General features: G+C 40.1%; 15 protein-coding genes and 8 tRNA genes. 18 read left to right on the top strand and 5 right to left on the bottom strand.

The features are described 5' to 3' along the window. The first annotated feature begins 1 nt into the window (after position 1). From tolA to LY624_RS09765, 13 genes are all read left to right on the top strand, one after another. Positions 2–940: a cell envelope integrity protein TolA gene (tolA, locus tag LY624_RS09825; RefSeq protein ID WP_062569303.1), complete on the top strand. Its 939-nt coding sequence runs from the start codon at positions 2–4 to the stop codon at positions 938–940. A gap of 9 nt (positions 941–949) precedes the next feature. Then, positions 950–2,308, top strand: coding sequence for a Tol-Pal system beta propeller repeat protein TolB (tolB, locus tag LY624_RS09820; protein ID WP_130150105.1), 1,359 nt, complete (start codon positions 950–952; stop codon positions 2,306–2,308). Positions 2,309–2,342: 34 nt separating this feature from the next. Beyond that, a complete protein-coding gene (pal, locus tag LY624_RS09815; protein ID WP_062569301.1) occupies positions 2,343–2,885 on the top strand; it encodes a peptidoglycan-associated lipoprotein Pal in 543 nt (180 codons plus the stop codon). Positions 2,886–2,897: 12 nt separating this feature from the next. Then, positions 2,898–3,647 (top strand): tol-pal system protein YbgF, encoded by a 750-nt coding sequence (ybgF, locus tag LY624_RS09810; RefSeq protein ID WP_062569300.1) that lies wholly within the window; start codon positions 2,898–2,900, stop codon positions 3,645–3,647. 168 nt (positions 3,648–3,815) lie between these two features. After that, a tRNA-Lys gene (locus tag LY624_RS09805) sits at positions 3,816–3,891 on the top strand. 61 nt (positions 3,892–3,952) lie between these two features. Beyond that, positions 3,953–4,028, top strand: a tRNA-Lys gene (locus tag LY624_RS09800). Positions 4,029–4,081: 53 nt separating this feature from the next. Next, positions 4,082–4,157: transfer RNA gene (locus LY624_RS09795), tRNA-Lys, on the top strand. A 53-nt stretch (positions 4,158–4,210) separates the two neighbouring features. Beyond that, positions 4,211–4,286, top strand: a tRNA-Lys gene (locus LY624_RS09790). Positions 4,287–4,339: 53 nt separating this feature from the next. Continuing rightward, positions 4,340–4,415, top strand: a tRNA-Lys gene (locus LY624_RS09785). Positions 4,416–4,465: 50 nt separating this feature from the next. Beyond that, a tRNA-Lys gene (locus LY624_RS09780) sits at positions 4,466–4,541 on the top strand. A gap of 49 nt (positions 4,542–4,590) precedes the next feature. Continuing rightward, positions 4,591–4,666, top strand: a tRNA-Lys gene (locus LY624_RS09775). Positions 4,667–4,795: 129 nt separating this feature from the next. Then, on the top strand, positions 4,796–5,836 hold the full coding sequence (gene nadA, locus LY624_RS09770; protein ID WP_237118390.1) for a quinolinate synthase NadA: 1,041 nt from the start codon (positions 4,796–4,798) through the stop codon (positions 5,834–5,836). A 153-nt stretch (positions 5,837–5,989) separates the two neighbouring features. Further along, positions 5,990–6,077, top strand: a tRNA-Ser gene (locus LY624_RS09765). A gap of 550 nt (positions 6,078–6,627) precedes the next feature. On the opposite strand, the gene LY624_RS09760 is transcribed toward LY624_RS09765, so the two are convergent. Both LY624_RS09760 and LY624_RS09755 read right to left on the bottom strand, forming a co-directional pair. Continuing rightward, complete coding sequence (locus LY624_RS09760) at positions 6,628–7,212, bottom strand: GmrSD restriction endonuclease domain-containing protein (protein WP_341802876.1); 585 nt, start codon at positions 7,210–7,212, stop codon at positions 6,628–6,630. A 30-nt stretch (positions 7,213–7,242) separates the two neighbouring features. After that, positions 7,243–8,337: a DUF262 domain-containing protein gene (locus LY624_RS09755; protein WP_341802875.1), complete on the bottom strand. Its 1,095-nt coding sequence runs from the start codon at positions 8,335–8,337 to the stop codon at positions 7,243–7,245. A 323-nt stretch (positions 8,338–8,660) separates the two neighbouring features. On the opposite strand from LY624_RS09755, the gene LY624_RS09750 reads away from it, so the two are divergent. Beyond that, positions 8,661–9,656, top strand: a complete 996-nt coding sequence (locus LY624_RS09750; protein WP_341802874.1) for a hypothetical protein — start codon at positions 8,661–8,663, stop codon at positions 9,654–9,656. Between the two features lie 424 nt (positions 9,657–10,080). Here LY624_RS09750 and LY624_RS09745 read toward each other — a convergent pair whose 3' ends face one another. After that, positions 10,081–10,383, bottom strand: coding sequence for a carboxymuconolactone decarboxylase family protein (locus LY624_RS09745; RefSeq protein ID WP_341802873.1), 303 nt, complete (start codon positions 10,381–10,383; stop codon positions 10,081–10,083). Positions 10,384–10,613: 230 nt separating this feature from the next. On the opposite strand from LY624_RS09745, the gene LY624_RS09740 reads away from it, so the two are divergent. Next, entirely contained in the window at positions 10,614–11,498 is an 885-nt protein-coding gene (locus LY624_RS09740; RefSeq protein ID WP_130150079.1) for an AraC family transcriptional regulator, read from the top strand. Positions 11,499–11,524: 26 nt separating this feature from the next. Here LY624_RS09740 and LY624_RS09735 read toward each other — a convergent pair whose 3' ends face one another. After that, positions 11,525–11,923 carry a DUF2750 domain-containing protein gene (locus tag LY624_RS09735; RefSeq protein WP_237114174.1) on the bottom strand — a complete coding sequence of 133 codons (399 nt, stop codon included), beginning with the start codon at positions 11,921–11,923 and terminating at the stop codon, positions 11,525–11,527. Positions 11,924–12,008: 85 nt separating this feature from the next. Next, positions 12,009–12,590: a TetR/AcrR family transcriptional regulator gene (locus LY624_RS09730; RefSeq protein WP_130150077.1), complete on the bottom strand. Its 582-nt coding sequence runs from the start codon at positions 12,588–12,590 to the stop codon at positions 12,009–12,011. A gap of 122 nt (positions 12,591–12,712) precedes the next feature. On the opposite strand from LY624_RS09730, the gene LY624_RS09725 reads away from it, so the two are divergent. From LY624_RS09725 to recB, 3 genes are all read left to right on the top strand, one after another. After that, positions 12,713–13,756, top strand: a complete 1,044-nt coding sequence (locus LY624_RS09725) for an alkene reductase (RefSeq protein WP_341802872.1) — start codon at positions 12,713–12,715, stop codon at positions 13,754–13,756. A gap of 121 nt (positions 13,757–13,877) precedes the next feature. After that, positions 13,878–17,222: an exodeoxyribonuclease V subunit gamma gene (gene recC / locus LY624_RS09720; protein ID WP_341802871.1), complete on the top strand. Its 3,345-nt coding sequence runs from the start codon at positions 13,878–13,880 to the stop codon at positions 17,220–17,222. Beyond that, complete coding sequence (recB, locus tag LY624_RS09715; protein ID WP_130150074.1) at positions 17,209–20,784, top strand: exodeoxyribonuclease V subunit beta; 3,576 nt, start codon at positions 17,209–17,211, stop codon at positions 20,782–20,784. Before recC ends, recB begins: the two co-directional genes overlap by 14 nt. Positions 20,785–20,823 lie beyond the last annotated feature (39 nt).

Below are 20,823 nucleotides of genomic sequence, written 5' to 3'. Positions count from 1 at the left end.
TATGCGTGCATCAGTAATTAAATCACTTCTTTTGCACCTTGCTATTATCGTTTTTTTAGTTGCGTCAGCTAATTTCCACATGCCAGCACCTAAGGTGATGGAAGTGACACTGAACACAGCTTTGCCTGAACCAGAAAAAGCAGTGTCGGCGGTGACTGTTGATCAACAAAAGGTTGAACAAAAGATTGCCGAGCTTAAAAAGCAAGAAGAAGCCAAAAAGCAAGCGGAAGCAAAACGACTTCGCGATCTTGAGCGTCGTGCTAATGATGCTCGAAAACAACGAGAGGCTGAAGACCGTCGTCTTAAAAAGCTAGAACAGCAACGCCGTGCGAAAGAAAAGGAAAAAGCAGAGGCCGAAGCACAAGCTAAAAAAGCGCGCGAAATTCAAGAAAAAGAGCGAGCGAAAGCTAAGCAAGCTGAAAAGCAAAAGCAAGAAGCCGAAGCCGCAGCAAAAGCAGCTGCAGACAAGCGTAAAGCTGAAGAAGAAGCGCTGAAAAAAGCGGAAGAAGAGCGTAAACGTAAAGCGGCAGAAGCAGAAGCTGAGCGTAAACGTAAAGAAGCTGAAGCCGAGCGTAAACGTCAGCAAGCACTGCAAGAGCAAATGCTTCAAGAGCAGTTAGCCGCAGAGCAAGCTGCACGAAATAAAATTCGTCAGCAACAAGTTGTTAGTGAAGTTGATAAATACAAAGCGTTGATTATGGCGCGTATTCAGCAAACTTTACTTATCGATGAAAAGATGAAGAATAAGCAATGTCGCGTTAATATTCGACTTGGCTTTAATGGGCTTGTAACACAAGTTACGTCTCTTGGTGGCGATAAGTTGGTATGTGAGGCCGCGTTACGTGCTGTACGTATGGCTGATACATTACCAGTTTCACCAGATAAAGATGTGTTTGAGCAACTGAAAAATATTAACTTAACAATTAAGCCTGAATTCTAAAGGAATGATATGTTTAACCAGATAAAAACTGTATGTTTTATTGTATTACTGGGCTTTCATGGCATTGCCAGTGCTGCACTTGAAATAGTGATTACTGAAGGTATTGACGGCGCGCGTCCAATTGCAGTCGTACCATTCAAATATCAAGGTGTAGGTCCTATCCCTGAAAAATTAAGCGCTGTTATTTCTGCGGATTTAATGCGCAGCGGCAAATTTAAACCTATTGATGTATCAACCATGCCACAGTTACCTGGTAAAGATGCTGATGTAGATTATGGCGCATGGGTAAATAAAGGCGTTGAAGCCGTACTGGTTGGTCAAGTAGAGCAGCAACCGGGTGGACGTTACTTAGTAAAGTATGAATTAATTGATGTAATTCGCGGCCAAATTACTGGCGGTCAAACAAAAATGATGGCTAACGGCAAGTTAATGCAAAGCCAAGATCATGTTTTAGATGCCCGTGAGAGTGTTATTTCTGAAAGTGGTTTTCGCCGTTATGCACATCGTATCAGTGATGTCGTTTATGAAGCACTCACAGGCGAAAAAGGTGCGTTTTTAACTAAAATTGCCTATGTTATCGTTCGCGAGGATGATGCAAAACCATATCAATTAGTTGTTGCAGACTACGACGGTTTTAATGAACAAGTATTACTACGTTCTAAAGAACCATTAATGTCGCCAGCATGGTCACCAGATGGAACTAAGCTTGCTTATGTAACATTTGAAAACCGCCAAAGCCAAATTTATATTCAAGACTTATATTCAGGTAAGCGAGAGTTAGTTACAAGCCACCAAGGTATTAACGGTGCACCTCAATTTTCGCCTGACGGTAAAAAGCTATTATTAGTGCTTTCTAAAGACCGCACAGGTGCCACAGAAGTCTATTTACTTGACTTAGCAACTCGCCAAGAAAGACGTTTAACAAACCATCGTAGTATAGATACTGAGCCATCTTGGTTCCCAAATGGACAAGATATTGTCTTTACGTCTGAAAGGGGTGGTAATGCTCAGATTTATAAGTTAAATTTAAAAACAGGCAGGGCTAAACGAATGACGTTTGATGGTGATATGAATTTAGCAGGTTCGATTTCACCTGACGGAAAAGAACTGGTGATGGTAAATCGTACTAATGGACAATACCATCTTGCTAAGAAAGAGCTAGCTACAGGTGCGTTCCAGGTACTAACAAGAACACGTCTGGATGAATCACCGAGTATCGCACCAAACGGCTCGATGATTATTTATAGTACGCTACATAACAATAAGCAGGTTCTGGCTTTAGTCTCTATGGATGGTCGCTTTAAGGCACGTTTACCTGTGCTTGACGGACAAGTGAAGGCACCAGCTTGGTCGCCTTACTTACAGTAATTTTACTGGTTTACTCAATATAGGAATCAATTCAATGCAACTTAATAAAACACTAAAAGGCCTGCTAATTGCTGTGCCAGTGATGACATTAGCAGCGTGTAGCTCTTCTTCTGATCTTGACGAAGGTGCTGCAAACCAATCTAACCAAGGTGCGGTTGAGCAAACAACCAACAATGATACAGTTGAAGTTGCAACGCTTACTCCTGAGCAACAAGCTGAAGAAGCACTTCGTGAGAAGTATGAAGCTTTACGTCAAGAGCAAATCATTTACTTTGGTTTTGATAACGCAAAAATCCAAAGCAAATACGCTGAGCTTTTACAAGCACACGCTGAATTCTTAGTACAAAACCCTTCTGTTAAAGTATTAATCGAAGGTCACGCGGATGAGCGTGGTACACCAGAATATAATATTGCTCTAGGTGAGCACCGTGGCCAAGCAGTTGAAAAATACCTACAAAGCCTAGGTGTATCTGCTAGCCAAATGTCGGTAGTGAGCTACGGTGAAGAGAAGCCTATGGTTAAATCTCGCACTGAAGAAGCGTTCGCTAAGAACCGTCGTGCAGTATTAGTTTACTAAGAAAGAGACATTATGAAGCCGAAAATTATTTTGGCAGCAATGATCTTAAGCGGGAGCACTCAGTTATGGGCTGCTCCCGCTCCTGTTTCAGAAGCTGCAAGCTCGCAATCGAGTATAGAGAAACGTTTATCTGCATTAGAGAATATGATGAAGTCTCGCAATTTATTACAAGCTGAACTTCAACAACAGCTTAATATTTTGCAAGACGAAGTAAGTCAGGTACGTGGTATTACAGAAGAGCAAAGCTATAAGCTCGAGAAAGTTTTACAGCGTCAGCGTGAGTTGTATCAGGAAATTGAAAACCGTGTCAGTCAGGCATACTCTCAACCGGCTGTGACTCAAGCTCCATCTACTGATGTTAATGCTTCTCAAGCAATCAGTTCAGATTTATCTGAAAACGAAGCTTATGAGCGTGCTGTAGCGCTAATAATGAAAGATAAGCGTTATGAACAAGCGATCCCTGAATTTCAAAACTTCTTAACGACATACCCTAATTCAGTCTATGCTTCAAACGCACACTACTGGTTAGGTCAGCTTTTAACTATTCAAAATAACCCAACAGGTGCAACTGAGCACTTTAAAGTGGTTGTCAATGAATACCCAAATTCTAACAAGCGTCCTGATGCAATGTTAAAATTAGGAAATCTGTTAGCAGATCAAGGTTTAGCTGAACAAGCACTAAAAACCTTTAATGATTTAATTAACCAGTACCCAAGTACGACTGCTGCAAAATTAGCCACAGAACGTTTGTCGCAAATGTAGATTTGACCTGATTAGACTGCTTTTTGATATAAGCGGTCTAAAATTAGGCAACTAGACATGAAAACTTAAAAAAAGAGATATTTTCTGTTGCACTCAGCATTTAAATAAGTATTATAAGCGCCCGCAGCAGGCGATTGGTAACAACAGTCAAAGTGCGGCAAAAAGAGCGGGTCATTAGCTCAGTTGGTAGAGCAGTGGACTTTTAATCCATTGGTCGATGGTTCAAGTCCATCATGACCCACCATTTTTTAAATGGTAATCTTTAATCGGCGGATTTACGTATTGCTTTTATAAAGCAGCAGAGCGGGTCATTAGCTCAGTTGGTAGAGCAGTGGACTTTTAATCCATTGGTCGATGGTTCAAGTCCATCATGACCCACCATTCTTTTGAATGGTTATATCGGCGGATTTACGCAGCTTAACAAGCACCAGAGCGGGTCATTAGCTCAGTTGGTAGAGCAGTGGACTTTTAATCCATTGGTCGATGGTTCAAGTCCATCATGACCCACCATTCTTTTGAATGGTTATATCGGCGGATTTACGCAGCTTAACAAGCACCAGAGCGGGTCATTAGCTCAGTTGGTAGAGCAGTGGACTTTTAATCCATTGGTCGATGGTTCAAGTCCATCATGACCCACCATTCTTTTGAATGGTTATATCGGCGGATTTACGCAGCTTAACAAGCACCAGAGCGGGTCATTAGCTCAGTTGGTAGAGCAGTGGACTTTTAATCCATTGGTCGATGGTTCAAGTCCATCATGACCCACCATTCTCTTGAATGGTTATATCGGCGGATTGACGCATCTTAATATCCAGAGCGGGTCATTAGCTCAGTTGGTAGAGCAGTGGACTTTTAATCCATTGGTCGATGGTTCAAGTCCATCATGACCCACCATTCTTTGAATGGTTATATCGGCGGATTTACGCATCTTAATATCCAGAGCGGGTCATTAGCTCAGTTGGTAGAGCAGTGGACTTTTAATCCATTGGTCGATGGTTCAAGTCCATCATGACCCACCATTCTTTATTTATCTTTTCTATCTAAGTTATCCTTTATTTATCTTAACAGCTTACAGCAATACTGTTCTTTAGCGTAAGATTCTCGTATAATTCGCGCCATGAATGCACTGTGGACTAAGTGGTCGAGAAATGAGTCTAGCTGAACAAATTATGCCTGAAGATTATATCTTCCCTCCAAAGCCTGCGCCGTTATCAAAAGACGAGCAAGCTGAGTATAAGGCACGTATCAAACAATTATTAAAAGATAAGAACGCCGTTCTTGTTGCCCATTATTACACTGATCCTGAAATTCAAGCGCTTGCTGAAGAAACCGGTGGTTGTGTTGCTGACTCATTAGAGATGGCACGTTTTGGTGCAAAGCATGACGCTGATGTTATTGTGGTGGCAGGTGTTCGTTTCATGGGTGAAACGGCTAAAATCCTAACGCCCAATAAAACAGTAGTGATGCCTACATTGGCTGCAACCTGTTCGTTAGACGTAGGCTGCCCAATTGATGAGTTCTCAGCGTTTTGTGATCAGCACCCCGATCGTAAAGTTGTTGTATACGCGAATACGTCAACAGCAGTTAAAGCGCGTGCCGATTGGATTGTTACCTCATCATGTGCTCTTGAAATTGTTGAGCACCTTGATGAGCAAGGCGAAAAAATCATTTGGGGCCCTGATAAACACCTAGGTTCTTACATTCAAAAGAACACAGGTGCCGATATGATCATGTGGAATGGCGCCTGTATCGTTCATGATGAGTTTAAAACCAAAGCACTTAAGGATATGAAAGCCTTACACCCAGATGCGGCTGTATTGGTTCACCCAGAGTCTCCTGCTGAGATTGTTGACCTTGCTGATGCGGTTGGCTCAACAAGCCAACTAATCAAAGCTGCGCAAACCATGGACAATAAAAAGTTTATCGTAGCGACTGACCGTGGCATTTTCTACAAAATGCAGCAGTTATGCCCAGAGAAAGAGTTCTTTGAAGCACCAACAGCCGGTGAAGGCGCAACATGTAAAAGCTGTGCACATTGTCCGTGGATGGCAATGAATGGTTTAAAAGCAATTGAAGAAGCACTGACAGACCCAGAGGGTAAAGAAGTATTTGTTGATATGGATTTACGCGAAGGCGCATTAAAGTCGCTTAACCGTATGTTGGACTTCTCTGCATCATTACAACGTTAATAACACGTGTAGTGAATATGAAAGGCAAGGTATTTTATTTACTTTGCCTTTTTTGTTTAATTACTAATCGCTTAATCACAGTATTTTAAAAAGCCCTTGCGTCTGTAGGGTTGTTTTCATACTATAACGCGGCGCTAAATACTTAGTGCATAAGGTGACGTGTCCGAGTGGCTGAAGGAGCACGCCTGGAAAGTGTGTATACGGCAACGTATCGAGAGTTCGAATCTCTCCGTCACCGCCATTTCTTAAAAGATCTCAAAAATATTCTATAAAAATAGATTTAAAAAGTTTCTCTTATACCTTCATCATAATTAAGATGACGTAGGGTTTTATCCTGAGGGGCATACAATTAGTACTTATTTACTTGTTATCAAGCCTATATAAGCTGCTATAGGGTAAAAATCGTTACAGTTTGAAATTGAATTGACTTAAAAGTTTAAGCTTGATTTTCCATAGTTATGGAAAGATTCTCTCAAGCATGTAAGTGCTGAAAGCCATACATTGAATGTAGCAGGTGCATATCTAGGTTTTTTGAAAAAGGAGTTATAAAAATTTAGAGAGTTATAAATTAAGCTTAATTCAATTAAATAGTCAGAGAATATTGAGTGTCATAGGTAATATGACTTTAGGCAGTTATTTTGCTTCTTTACTATTTTTTGATTGGCCTCGCAATTACAAAGGCGCTCAACATATTTGTGAATTCTACTCTGAGGTAATGGTAAACCTCAGAGTAGGCTGGAACTTAAGGAAATTAGAAGTGCTCGCAGTCTACAAGCAAAGCTTCAAAAAAACTAAATTTGACTCTTTTGAAACAAGTGACGAGCTATATTTTTTGCTCTTTGTTCAATATCTTCTGAAGTGCCAGAAAAGCTTTCAGGTATAAAAGATTGCTCAAGAGGATAATTCTCTGCCTTTAAGTGGTTTAGTTTTTCTGTAATCGCTTTATTTTTTAAAATTTCTGAGTTTGTTATTTGGTCAACAAGCAATAAATTTCCAATACTCCCAATTTCTTCTATATCTCTGTTGTTGTCGCTTTGAGAAATTAGGTGTTCAATTGTGAGAGAATCATAGTTTATGTCTAGACATGCACTAGTGTCTGGCATAAGTCTACTCAAGCAGTACTTAATAACATTTCGATCTTTTGATCTGCTCTTAGTAAACATAAGTTCCATAAACTTAACTTCAAACTCTTCATAATGTGGTAGTTTTTTAGCTAATGATTCTAAAAGTTCTTTTATTACTTTATTTGCAACATTTGCATCTTTTGCATTTGATAACAACACTGCATTTTTTGAATACGTCGTAACTATATGCCCAGATGAACGCTGTGAGGTTATTGCGTTAAAAATAAAGTGGAAATGTTCTATTTTTTGCAAAGCATTTTGCAGGTTATTTAAGGTTATGATTTATTTCTCAAAACTAGCTAACAAAGCTAGTACAAATGATGATTGTTGTTTTACTTTAAATCGGTTAAGAGTGAGTAAACTCGATTTAACTATTTTAGTTCCTCTATTTTTATCCCAAGTAAAGAAATCAGGGTTTAGCATTTTACAGTACAGCAGACCATAGAAATTAAAGTCGGCTAAAAGGTTTTGAGCGGTATCTTTGCATTGAACATACTCTTTAACTTTTGAAAAAAGTTCTTTTTCAGAACAGTATGAATGCTTAGATATCCAGTAGTGAAGTATAAAGTTGTCTACGGCATCAATCTCACCGATGTCGTCAAATTTATTAACAAGGTTTACCCAAGCTTCTTTTGGAGTATCTATGTTAACATTTGTATTTTTTATTGTTTTTAATAATAAATTTTTAACTAGATCAGATGATTTTAGGTCTCTACCTCTTGCGTTTAGAGTTTCGAAAATAAGGTATGCATCGTCTTCATTGTCTAGTTGTATAAACACTAACTTAAGAGATAGCACTTTATCCCTAAGAGTTTTGAGTCTTGTTATTGGCGAACTTCCTGATGGAACTAGTTCTAACTGACCTGATTGAAGAAAACCGCATCCAGAATACTTTTCTAGATTGGTAGTTATTATCTGATAAGCATTTTTAAGCTTTGTTTCCTCGGTTCCAACATCAAGATCAATTTTTTGCTCTGAGTAACTTTGAATGTGGTTTTGCAAATAAGGGAAAGAAGTTTCAGAGTGTAGGACAAACTCATTAATATTATCTATGTTTGGCTGTTCGACATATTGGTGAACACCAAGAGCAAGGTCTTGCTCTCCTAGCTTTATGAATGCATCTCTTATAGCTGATAGAATAAGCGTTATAGTTGTTAAACGTTGCTGCCCATCCACAATACCAAAATAGGGCTTGTTGTCTTGGTACACAACCATTGAACCAATAAAATACTCAGGGGAAGTATTTTTGGTAATATCGTCCCAGAAATTTTCAACTTCATCTTTTTCCCAAGAATAAGGCCTTTGGAACCGAGGTATTTTGAAATAACCAAGTTTAAATACGTCCCTTAAATCCTTGTCGTTAGCTTCAATTTTCATCTTTTTCAACTTAAAAGAACTTGTTTTTATTGAACTTATCTTAACGTATTAGATTTAAAAAAGTAAGGTTTGCTACCTGTAAGGCCTTAAGTAATTTTATAGTTTTGAATGAACTATATAAAAACTATAAAAAGATTATTTTTGTGGGTAGCTTATTTCTATGTTGATTAGCAATTTATGTTAACAAAGTTTAATCAATATCCAGTCTATAGAGTCTACAAGATTAGTTAATTTTCCCTGTAAGTTTAGGTTGTTCATCCTATTAGAAAAAAGATATCTTAAAAAATATGAACCACGCAAAAAAATTTTAGTAAAGGTATAAAATGGAAAATTTATTTGTTAAGCCCGAAGCAAAAGAAGCCCTGCAATCTTTTAGGATAAGAGTTGAGGCAATTCAAACAGAAGATGAATATGAGAAAGGGAGAAACCATTGTATTTTAGTAGTGCTAAGGTCAATGGAAAGCACCCCTGAACAATGGGATTTGTGTTGTCAAATTAATATAGGGTGGATCGGTGGTTACTTTATAAAAAGTTTATCAGATAGTAATGAGCAGCTTGATAAAAGAAAACTAGATTTGATTTGCTCTGACTGTTTTCGCTTTTTATTTGAGATGGATCTCTCTATAAGAAATGATTTGTCTAGGAATTTTGAGCGTGTAAAGCGTTTTATCTTAACAAACCTAGACAAATTCGAAGAAGATGCACGATTGGAGATTGATTTTGCACTTAAGGAAATGCCCATTAGTATAATCAAAAGCCTTTTAAATTCTGACTCAATTACTAGTATTAAAGATTTTAATCTAAACCAAGAAAAGGCTGAGAAGTTAAAAGTAGAGTGGGAAAGAGAAATTTCAGAAAAAGAAAAGCGAGTTAATCAGCTAAAAAATTCTTTGGATGAATACGAAAATGCTTTTAATTTTGTCGGGCTATATCAGGGTTTTGATGACTTGGCGGTAGAGAAAACAAAAGAAAAAGACTCAATTCTCTGTTGGTTGAGAATCCTTTCAATCGTAATAATTTTGCCTATTTTGTCTGAGTTATTTGTAATTTTAAAAAATATTGAAGATATAGCAGCAATTAAAGATGGTCTTTTAGTTTCATTAGTTCCAACAATATCATTTGTCGCAATTTGCACGTATTATTTTAGAATATTACTCGTAAATTATAAGTCTGTTAAATCTCAATTATTACAAATTGATTTAAGAAAAACATTGTGCAGGTTTATTCAAAGCTACTCTGGTTATTCAGCAGGTTTAAAGAAACAAGACTCTGAGTCATTATCTAAATTTGAGAATATTATTTTTTCTGGAATAGTTTAAGAAGAAGGAAAGCTTCCTTCTTCTTATGATGGTTTAGAGCAAATTACTAAGTTAATAAAGAGTATGAAAGCATAGTATTCAACTTGTTCATAAAGCTCAGTCACTAACTTTTAAAAAATTTTAAGTTAATTACGACACTCAAAAGGATAGTTGCTATTTTGCTTGTGGCGGAAGATCTCTCCGTCACCGCCATTTCTTAAATTTACCCCAGCATAGCAAAGTGCTTTTCGAGATTACATTTAGCACGCATGGCAATATTGCTACTGACCTTTCTAGCAAGTTCTATCACTAACAATTCAAGTTGTTCACGGTTATAACCAAGTAATACACAGCGCTTAAGTTGCTCGCTTACTAAACTGCTGGCATCCTCTAGCGCAAATAGTGCGCCTAAAGAAGCAAGCTCAAATACGGTGTTGTTTTGCTGCTAGATGCCAAAAGGTAGCTGACCAAATGTGAGTGCGGTTTTTAGTTGCTGCTCTGTGCGCTTGATAAGTAACGTATTTGAACCTTGAATATCATCAAGCGACTTTAAAATCTCTAGCGCCATCAGTGATTTTGGCACCCCAGAATACACACTAATATGCGGTAAAATATCACATAACTCTTGCATTGATACACCATCATTCAATGCGTGCTGACATGCTCGTTTTAACAAAGGCTTGTCATGAACGGTGACCAAAGCAGCGATCGCGACAAACACAAATAAATTCGTGTTGTTTAGGCTCATAATTTCTCTTTTGATTTTTAGATATTGAATATATTGAGGTTTTGTAGCAGTGGTTGATTGCAAAGACTATGCAATCGAAAATGTGAAAATATATTATGATCGATAACAGATGTTTATGCTTGCTATAAATGATTTAATTTTTGCCTAAAATAACGAACCATCATCATAAATACTCCTAAGCTTAAATTACGGTGATACACTTAAATGAGTAATTAAAAGAGGTAGGCTAGATGCGTCAGGCATTAATTGAAGCAGTAAAAGCGATTGCACTTGAAGATGGTAATTTTGAAACAACGATTCCTGAGTTACTCGTTTACAGACGTAGTGAAGTGTCGTTACCCATGGCCTGCGTATATCAATTAGGTTTGGGCATTAGCTTACAAGGCTCAAAACGTGTTGTGCTTAGCGAGCACAGTTATGATTATACGGATGGCCAATCATTGGTGACATCGGTCGATGTGCCCGTAGCTTCACAAATAACGCGTGCCAGTAAAGAGCAGCCATTTTATGGCTTGTATCTACGCTTAGATGCACATGAAATAAGTCACATTGTCGCTGAAATGGAATTCGCAGGGCAAGACAAGTTCCCTAAACACCAAGCCATGTCGGTAGTTGATACTGATAACGGTTTGCTTGATGCTTTGCTGAGACTTATCAAACTCGACAATGAGCCATTGCTAAAAGCTAATTTAGCGCCACTGATCAAAAAAGAAATTATATTGCGCTTGTTAAATAGCCCGCATAGCCCTTATTTAAGGCAAATTGTGATGTCTGGTTCAGCTCATCAAAAAATAGCCAAGACCTTATGTTGGTTGAAAGAAAACTTCAGTAGCCAATTTTCGATTGATGATTTAGCCCGTGATGCGCACATGAGTCCTTCAACATTTAGGCTGCACTTTCGGGATGTTGTTAAAATGAGCCCGTTACAGTATGTAAAAAACTTACGACTGCAGGCGGCAAGGCAAATTATGCTCAATGAACGCATTGATGTAGGTTCTGCGGCGCTTAAAGTAGGTTATGAAAGCGCATCGCAATTTAGTCGCGAGTACACACGCTTTTTTGGCAAACCACCCATAAAAGATATTTCGGCACTGCGTTTACAGCAAACTGCATAAATAAGGGAGCTTAAAGCTCCCATAATTTAAAATCGTCTTTTTGGCATTCTCAGTTGTGAGTCAAACTCATCGGGGAATAAAATTGTGCCGTCATCTTCATCAGTTGGAAACACGGCAATGAGTAAGTCGTCTTGTTCAAGGCCAGGTGTCCAGCGGCTTAACCAGTCTTTTATTGGTATGGCTTTTGGCGTGCAATCTTGCCATTCACCGGTTGCCCAGCTTTGTGCAAATTCGCGGCTAGGCCATACAGGTACGCAGTCGTCGTCTTCATTTGAGAGCATGACGCAGCCATGTTCATCATTGAGGATCCACACTTGTTTGAACTCTTGAACCGTTTCAAACATATAAGCGAGTCGTTTTTTAGCGCCTAAAGCGAGAATAGTATCAAACTCAGTTTCAACACGTTTAGCAGTTGCATTATTCATGACAGGCTCACTCTTTTAGTTATACACAGCTACACCTTAATCATAAGGTGATAAATAAATATGACAAGTAAAGTTATTAGGTAAATTAATTTATTAATGCAACGAATAGATCATCAGCAAGTTGCTGCAGAGCCTTAGAATCTTGATTTGTTAGCGCATAGGTACGAATGCCGTATATGCCCATTACTAAAAAGCGCGCTAGTTGCTGTGGCGTTTTACTCGTTGTAAATTCGTTATTATCCAGCGCCTTTTGCAGTTGCTCGGCAAGAGTATTTTCGTAAGCATTTAAGTTACCACGCAGTACACTGCAAATTTGTGGATCGTTGCCTTCAACTTCAGAAATACTCTTGGTAAGCAAACACACTTTAGCAACTTCACCTTCAATACATTCATCGACAATCACAGTTAAGTAATGTTTGAGGGTCGATAAAATAGGTTGTTGGTCATTGAAAAGCGCTGTAAATTGTTGGTTTCTGTCTTTTTGATATTGCTCGGTGGCTGCTAAAAATAGGCCTTTTTTATTGCCATAAGCCGCGTAAATAGAACCCGGATGAAGATGAGTCACTTCCTTTAACTTTTGCATACTCGTCTTGGCATAACCATGTTGCATAAAGGCATGCATGGCTTGGCGTAGTACAAATTCAGTATCAAATTCAGCAGTTCTCATTTGGGTTCCTCGGTGCTTATTGGGTGAAGTTTACGTAATCTTGAACGATTATTCAAAATAAACCTTGAAGTATGCTTGCTTCGCCCTTATCTTGAATGTATGTTCAAGATAAGGATAAAACCATGACAACCGATTTACTTTCTCCATTTAAACTAAATGACAGCATTGAGCTGCAAAACCGCGTACTAATGGCACCACTTACACGTTGTATGAGTGACGATAACCTAGTACCTACCCAAGCGATGGTTGATTATTATGCCCGCCGTGCCGATGCGGGCTTAATTATTAGCGAAGCAACCATTATTCGCCCAGATGCGCAAGGTTACCCAAATACACCAGGTCTGTTTACCAGTGAACAGATTCAGGGCTGGAAAAAAGTCACCGATGCGGTGCACGCGAAAGGCGGCAAGATGTTTGCTCAGCTTTGGCATGTAGGCCGTGTTGCCCATCCACACTTTTTTGGTGGGGATGTACTGGCACCATCAGCAATCGGTGTTGAAGGGACTGTTCCTCGTATGCGTGAACTTACTTATGTTACGCCAAAGGCTGCAACCATTGAAGATATCCAAGGTTTAATTACTGATTACGCAAAAGCGGCCGAAAACGCTATTGAAGCAGGTTTTGATGGGGTGGAAATTCATGGTGCTAATGGTTACTTGATTGATCAATTTTTACATTTTGCTGCCAACCAACGTGAAGACCAGTACGGTCAAACACCAGAAAATATGTCACGTTTTGCTCTTGAAGTCGTCGATGCTGTCATTGCTGCAATTGGTGCAGATAAAACAGCGTTACGCTTATCACCTGGTGCATACTTTAATATGGATGAAGACAACCGTGATAAAGCCGTGTTCGATTATTTATTAGCGGCTCTTGAAAGTCGCCATCTAGCTTATCTTCATGGCGGTATTTTTGACGACAGCATGCGTTTTGCAAGCTTAGAAGACAAAACGACGTCTGAATACTTACGTAGTGCGTATAAAGGCACCTTAGTGGGAGTGGGTAGTTACACGTTTGAATCAGCAAAAGAGTCAATTGAGAATGATCAATTTGATTTAATTGCGATTGGCCGCCCATTCATTGCGAACCCAGATTACATTAGTAAAGTTAAAAATGGTGAAGCGTTAACACCATACAGCGACGAAATGCTGGCAGAACTAATTTAATTTCATAGGCAGCTTAAATTGTCACCTAAGTATTCGCTTAGGTGACGCTTATACCTATCCCATCTAATTAAAATATCTTACACTGTGTCAATTAGTTAGTTTCAGGCAAGGACAGTGTAAAGTGCTGAATATAATTCAATCAAATCGCATGGAAGCACTGCAAGCGCGGTTTCACGCTCTTCTTAAAGTTAATCCGTTAACAAGTCCCTTTAAAAAAGAAATTGTGCTCGTGCAGTCACCGGGTATGTCGCAGTGGCTAAAAATAGGTTTAAGTGAACACTTAGGGATTGCCGCTCAGGTCGATTTTCCGCTGCCTTCGAGTTTTATTTGGCAGCTTTACCAACAATTATTGCCTGATGTACCCAGTGAATCTCCGTATAACAAAGCTAACCTTGCTTGGAAGCTGTTTGCGATTTTACCAAACTGCATTGATGAGCCGCTGTATTTACCACTCAAAACCTATTTAGATGGTGACAGTGAAGGGCAAAAAACCTTTGCCTTGTGCGAGAAAATTGCCGACGTTTATGACCAATACTTAATGTATCGCCCTAATTGGATTGCCACTTGGGAGCAGGGCATCGATGAACTTGATGATGTTGATGTAGGCATTGCGCCATGGCAACCGGATCTTTGGCGCAAGCTGGTGGCGCACAGTAAAGAACTTGGGCAAAGCCAATATCACCGAGCTAACATGCAAGACAAACTGCTTGCAGCCCTTGAAAAAATGGACGCAAGCCAATTACCTGAGCGTATTAGCTTATTTGGTATTTCTGCAATTGCGAGCAGCCAGCTTGAAGTGTTTCAAGCCATTGCAAAAAAAACGCAGGTGTTTTTGTTTTTCTTCAACCCCAGTGAGCATTACTGGGGCGACATACTCGATGAAAAAACAGCAGCCAAGATTGCTGCTAAATATGCCAAACGCCCGCAGTTACAAGCATTTGAAGACAATGCTAAAAACCCTGATCACGAGTACTTTTTTATTGGTAACCCGTTACTCTCGTCGTGGGGCAAATTAGGCCGAGACTATTTTGAGCAGCTACTGCAACTAGATGCACAGTGGCTTGACGGATTCGATAATGAGTTTGATCAAAGCTTGCTATCGCAAATTCAGTCTGAAATTTACCAATTAGCATTTAAGGGTGAATCACTAACGCCTGATAAAGAATGGTTTATTAATGACGAAGGCAAATTGCCGATTCAGACTGATGACACCAGTATTGTGCTGAGCGATTGTCACACGCCACTTCGTGAAGTCGAACGACTACACGATTACTTGCTTAATTTATTCAATGAAAATAAAGCACTAACACCGAAAGATATTATTGTAATGATGCCGGATGTTGGCACATATAGCCCGTATATTGAGGCAGTGTTTGGTGGTGCAGGGGGGCGACGCTTTATCCCTTATGCGTTAGCCGATTTAGCCATAGAGCAAGAAAAACCTGTGCTTAGCTCGTTTGCCAGTTTAGCTGATTTACCATACTCACGCTTTGGTGTATCTGACATTCTTGATTTACTGCAAGTCACGCAAATTGCCGAAAAATTTAATCTCGAAGCTCATGAGTATGAGCAAATAGGTTTTTGGCTTGAACGCGTTGGCGTTAAATGGGGCTTAGATGCCGCTCACAAAGACAGTTTTGGCTTACCCGCAATAGATTTAAATACCTGGCAACATGGCTTAAACCGTTTGTTATTAGGTGTAGCGCAACGGGATGAACAATTGCCGTTTGCGGGGATTTACAGTGCCGATGAAGTTGAAGGTATGGCACTGAATACCTTAAATAAACTCATTGAATTTATTGATGTACTGGCCCGATATAAAGCCAAGCTGCAAGTTGATGCACCGCTTAACGAAAAAGCAGAAATTCTAAAAGAGTTATTAAGCGCTGTGTACAGTGATGAAGGTGAACAAAGCTGGGATTTATTAGTACTGCAAAAAGTGCTCGATACACTGATTAAGCATTATGATAATGGCGATTACCAACAAGCCGTTTCGCAGCGTATTGTGAGTTACCTTGTAAAACAAGGTATTCAAGAAAAAGGCGTAGGGCAGCGCTTTTTAGTGGGGCAAGTTAACTTTTGTACGTTGATGCCAATGCGTGCGGTGCCATTTAAAGTGGTGTGCATGCTAGGTTTAAATGATGCAGATTACCCACGTACCGTTCAGCCAATTGGTTTTGACTTAGTCCCTTACTCAAAACGCCAAAAAGGTGACCGCTCTCGCAAACTTGATGACCGTTACCTGTTTTTAGAAGCGATTTTAAGTGCCCGTGAGAATCTATACATCAGTTATATTGGCCGTTCTTGCTTTGATAACCAACCAAGAATGCCCTCAACTTTAGTGAGCGAGCTTTTGGAATACATAGCCCGTAGTTTTGAGTTTGCTGATAAAGAAACTCACTTAAAGCTACCAGAGGCGCTAATTAATTATCAGCATTTACAGCCATTTAACCCAGCTTATTATCTGACCACTAACAAAGAAGGTAATAAAAGCCAAACTGATGACGAGCAAAAAGCAAACAAACAGTTAGCCACACAATTACACAGCTATAACCCCGTGTGGATGCCAGCTCAAGCTGTTAATCCTGAGCCACAGCAAGCGCTTAGTGTACAGCCAGAAAGCAGTGTTGAGTTAACTCAGTTTATTCGCAGTATTTGCCAACCGCACGAGAGCTTTTATCAACAAAGTTTGGGTTTACGCCTACCGCAATTTAACGATATCGCTAAAGATGAAGAGCCATTTAGTTTAGATGCATTACGCCGCTACTTTTACCTTGACGAAATTCTCGAAGCTAGCATTCAAGAGCTACCGCTTAACAAAGCGCAAATTATGCAGCGCGGTGAGTTACCACAAGCCCATGTTGGCGACCTTGTGTTTGAAAGTATGCAGCACCGAGTTGATGCGCTTGCAGGGCAAGTGAAAGCGCATATTCAAGGTGATGAAGCATTACCCGTTGAGGTAAATATTAAAATAGCCAATACCACACTAGAAGGTTGGTTAAATCATATTTATGGTCAAAAACAGGTGTTTTATCGCACCGCCAGTATTAAAGCAAAAGATGTAATTCGTGGCTTTGTGCATCATTTAGCGGCGCAAATAATGGGGCAACCTGTTGAAACCCTCATTCTTGGTTTAGACAAGCAAATTAGTTTTTCACCCTTGTCGGAAGACGATGCCCGCAAGTATTTAAACGATTGGTTCTCGCTTTATGAAACGCTTTTAACTCGTCCAGTGGCGTTTTTTCCGGTCAGTGGTTACGAGTACATAAAAACAGATAAAGACATGGTTAAAGCAAACAATAAATTCGCGCCGCAATATATAGGCATAGGTGAAGGTGAGAACCCATACATTCGCTTAACCATAAAGAGCCTTAAAGACTGTGAAGAAGAGTTTATAAAATGGAGCGAGCTGCTGTTATCGCCAATTGTTGAATTAGCACAGGAGGCCGATCATGCAAACACTTAATCCAATGAGTATGGCGCTGTGTGGGCAAAGCCTTATTGAAGCCAGTGCCGGTACAGGTAAAACCTACACCATCACAGGTTTGTATTTACGGTATTTGTTGGGCTTACAAAAAGCGACCGGTGAAGATGAACCATTAAATACACCGCTGAGTGTTGAGCAAATACTGGTGGTGACTTTCACTGAGGCTGCAACTCAAGAAATTAAAGACCGTGTACGGGCGCGTATAATCAATGCCAGAGATGCACTGCTTGGTAAAAAGCCTGATGATGAGCTGATTGAGCAAGTGATTAACGAGGTGACTGACAAACACGCCGCATTTGATTTGCTAGACGCTGCAGCAAAGTCGATGGATGAAGCCGCTATATTCACCATTCATGGCTTTTGTCAGCGAATGCTGAAACAACATGCTTTTGAATCCGGCGTGGCGTTTAACTTAGAGTTTATTTTAGATGAGCGAGAGCTTATTCAAGAAACCCTTAATGACTTTTGGCGTGCCTTTGTTTATCCACAATCAAAAGAGCGCACGCAAGCAATTACCGATATTTTCCCAGTGCCGGCGTCACTGTATTCACAGGTGGTGAGTTTACTTAATAAACAAGGGGCAACAATTACCCCAGAGTACGACCTTGATGTAATATGGCAAGCGCGCGATAACTTTGTGGCAAAAGTACCGGCATTTAAAAAAGCGTGCCGTGAGAGTGAGTTTATTAATGCTGTAAAAGCATCTGATTTAAGTGGTTCAAAAACCCCAGGTCGAAAAAACAGCCTTGCAGCGCTTGAGGAATACTTAAACAATGACGAATTGTTTTTTGTATTTGGTACCAGTAAATACTCGTTTGAAGTGTGGAGCACAGAGAATTTAAGCGACCCTGCAAATTATAAGAAAAACGGTAGCTTACTCAGTCACGAAATGCTGGCTCAGTTTGATGAAATGGCCACACTCAGTAGCCTTATCAACAATGGATTGAAAATTGCGATAGTGCAATACGCAGCTAAATGGGTGGCAAATGCATTAGTTAAACGTAAGCAAGAACAAGGCGTTATTACTCCAGATGATTTACTGAGTAACTTGCATCATGCACTTTTAAGTGAGCAAGGCCACGCATTAAGTGAAAAAATTGCCGCTTTGTTTCCAGTTGCCATGATTGACGAATTCCAAGATACCGACCCAGTTCAATATGGCATTTTTAGCCGCATTTATGGCATTAAAAACACCACGCTTGCCATGATAGGTGACCCAAAACAGGCTATTTATGGTTTCCGTGGTGCAGATATTTTTACTTATATTGGCGCAAAAAAAGCCGTTTCAGATGACAAACAATACACCCTAGATACCAACTACCGCTCAAGTGAAGGGGTTGTTGATAGCGTAAACCGTTTATTTGCTAAAAATGACAATAGCTTTATTTACAACGATGCAATCCCATTTCAAAAGGTTAATGCTAAGGGAAAATCACAAGAAAAAGCGTTTTTAATAAACGGTGAAATGCCCAGTGCGTTTGAATTTTCGGTTTTTGTTGATGAATACGCCGAAGCCAATAACAAGCCAACCAGCAAAGGGGTGGCTCAACAGGCATTGGCTTTGCAGTATACAAAAAAAATTACTGAACTACTCAAGCAAGCCGGTGCAGGCGCTGCAACTATCGCAGGAAAACCACTTACTGCCGCCGATATCTGTGTGTTAGTGCGCGACAGAAACGAAGCACAGTTGATGAAAACAGCACTGGCAGAAGCCGCCATTGCCAGTGTGTATTTATCGCGAGATAGTGTTTTTAACCAAGAGCTTAGTCATCATTTACTGAACTTTTTAACGGCCTTGCATGGACAGTATGATGAATCATTACTGCGAGGTGTGCTTGCTGGGCCATTGTTTTGCTTAAGCTACAACCGCATTTATGAGCTTCACGAAAATGAAAGTGCATGGCAAGAGCATTTAAACTTTTTTGCTCAGCTTGCTCACATTTGGCATAAACAAGGCGCTATGGCGATGCTCGAGCGTTTATTAAGCCATAATCAGCTCGCAGCACGTTGGCAAGGCTTAGGTTACAACGTTGAGCGCTGGCTCACCGATTTCCGTCATTTAGGGGAGATCTTACAGCAAAAGCAAATTGAGCTTGAGGGAACCCATCGATTGCTGCGTTGGTTTGCGCAAAAAGTTAGTCAACAAGATGGTGAAGCGGTGCAAGTTCGCCTAGAAAGCGATGCTAATTTGGTGAAAATTGTCACCATGCACGCCTCAAAAGGCTTAGAGTACCCGATTGTATTCATGCCGTTTGCCTGCGGTTATCGCGAAAGCAAAGAAGCCCTTTACCATAAAGACGGTAAGCTGATTTATGACCTTGCTAAAAGTGACGACGCAATGCAAAAAGCAGAGCAAGAGCGCTTGGCTGAAGATTTACGTTTACTTTATGTGGCGCTGACTCGTGCTGTGCATTTTTGTTCTGTGGGGATGTATAACATTGGGCAAGGTCGCAGTGCTCGCCCTGGAATTCAAAGTACCAGCATTGGGCACGTATTATTTGCAGGGTTAGAGATTAAATCGGGCGATGAATGGCGCGCATTGTTACAAACATTTTGTGAAGGCTCTGCGCACATGCACTATGAGGCGTTTAGCGAAGCGGATGAGCTTGAAAAGTTAACATTTGCTGGTGCTGACAGTGAGCAAGCCTATCAAGTTAATACTGTTAAAGCAGACATTCAGCGTGATTGGCGCTCAACCAGCTTTAGTAGCTTAACGCTGAAAAAGCATACTGATCATATTGAGCTTGGTCGCAGTGATGAAGACCACGAAAAAGATGAGTTTTTAGCCCAAAATGCCAATGCTTTAACACCTTACAGCTTCCCTAAAGGCGCAAAGCCGGGTAGTTGTTTGCATGAAATATTTGAGCAATTAGACTTTACTGACCCTTATGCGTTAAAGCGTCCAGCCACTGAGCAAGACGACCACGCACTTGATAAAGTGATCAAAACGTTATTCGAAAAATACCATATTGACGAAAGCTGGCAGGAAATGACCGAGCAGTGGATCCTTGCTGCACTGAATTGCCCATTAAACGATAAAGGGCTTAGTTTATCAGTACTTGAGCCTGATACCTGTTTGGTCGAAATGGAATTTAACTTACCGTTGTTATCACTCTCAAGCGATAAGCTTAACCAGGTTTTAGTTAAACATTTTAACTTACCCGGGCAGCTTGATTTTAGTGAGGTGCAAGGCTTACTAAAAGGCTTTATAGATTTAATATTTTGCTGGCAGGGTAAGTATTATATTCTTGATTATAAATCGAACTTTTTAGGCAATAGTGCGGCTGACTACCAACATGAGCAACTAGAGCAAGCCATGACCAGTCACCAGTATCATTTGCAGTATTTGATATATACCGTGGCATTGCACCGCTTATTAAAACAACGTATTCAAGATTACGATAGCGATACGCATTTAGGCGGTGTTTACTACACCTTCTTACGTGGTATGAGCGAAGGGCAAGGGGTGTATTTCAATCAGCTAACAAAACAGCAAATAACTGAGCTTGATAGCTTATTCGCACAAGGAGCCATGCTATGAGTCAACTGACATTCGGCTTTGATGACCATGAGCCAATCG

The organism is Pseudoalteromonas sp. N1230-9 (genome assembly GCF_032716425.1).
GTDB lineage: Bacteria > Pseudomonadota > Gammaproteobacteria > Enterobacterales > Alteromonadaceae > Pseudoalteromonas.
Note: the sequence above shows the minus strand (reverse complement) of the source record. Positions and strands in the feature narration are given on the sequence as shown.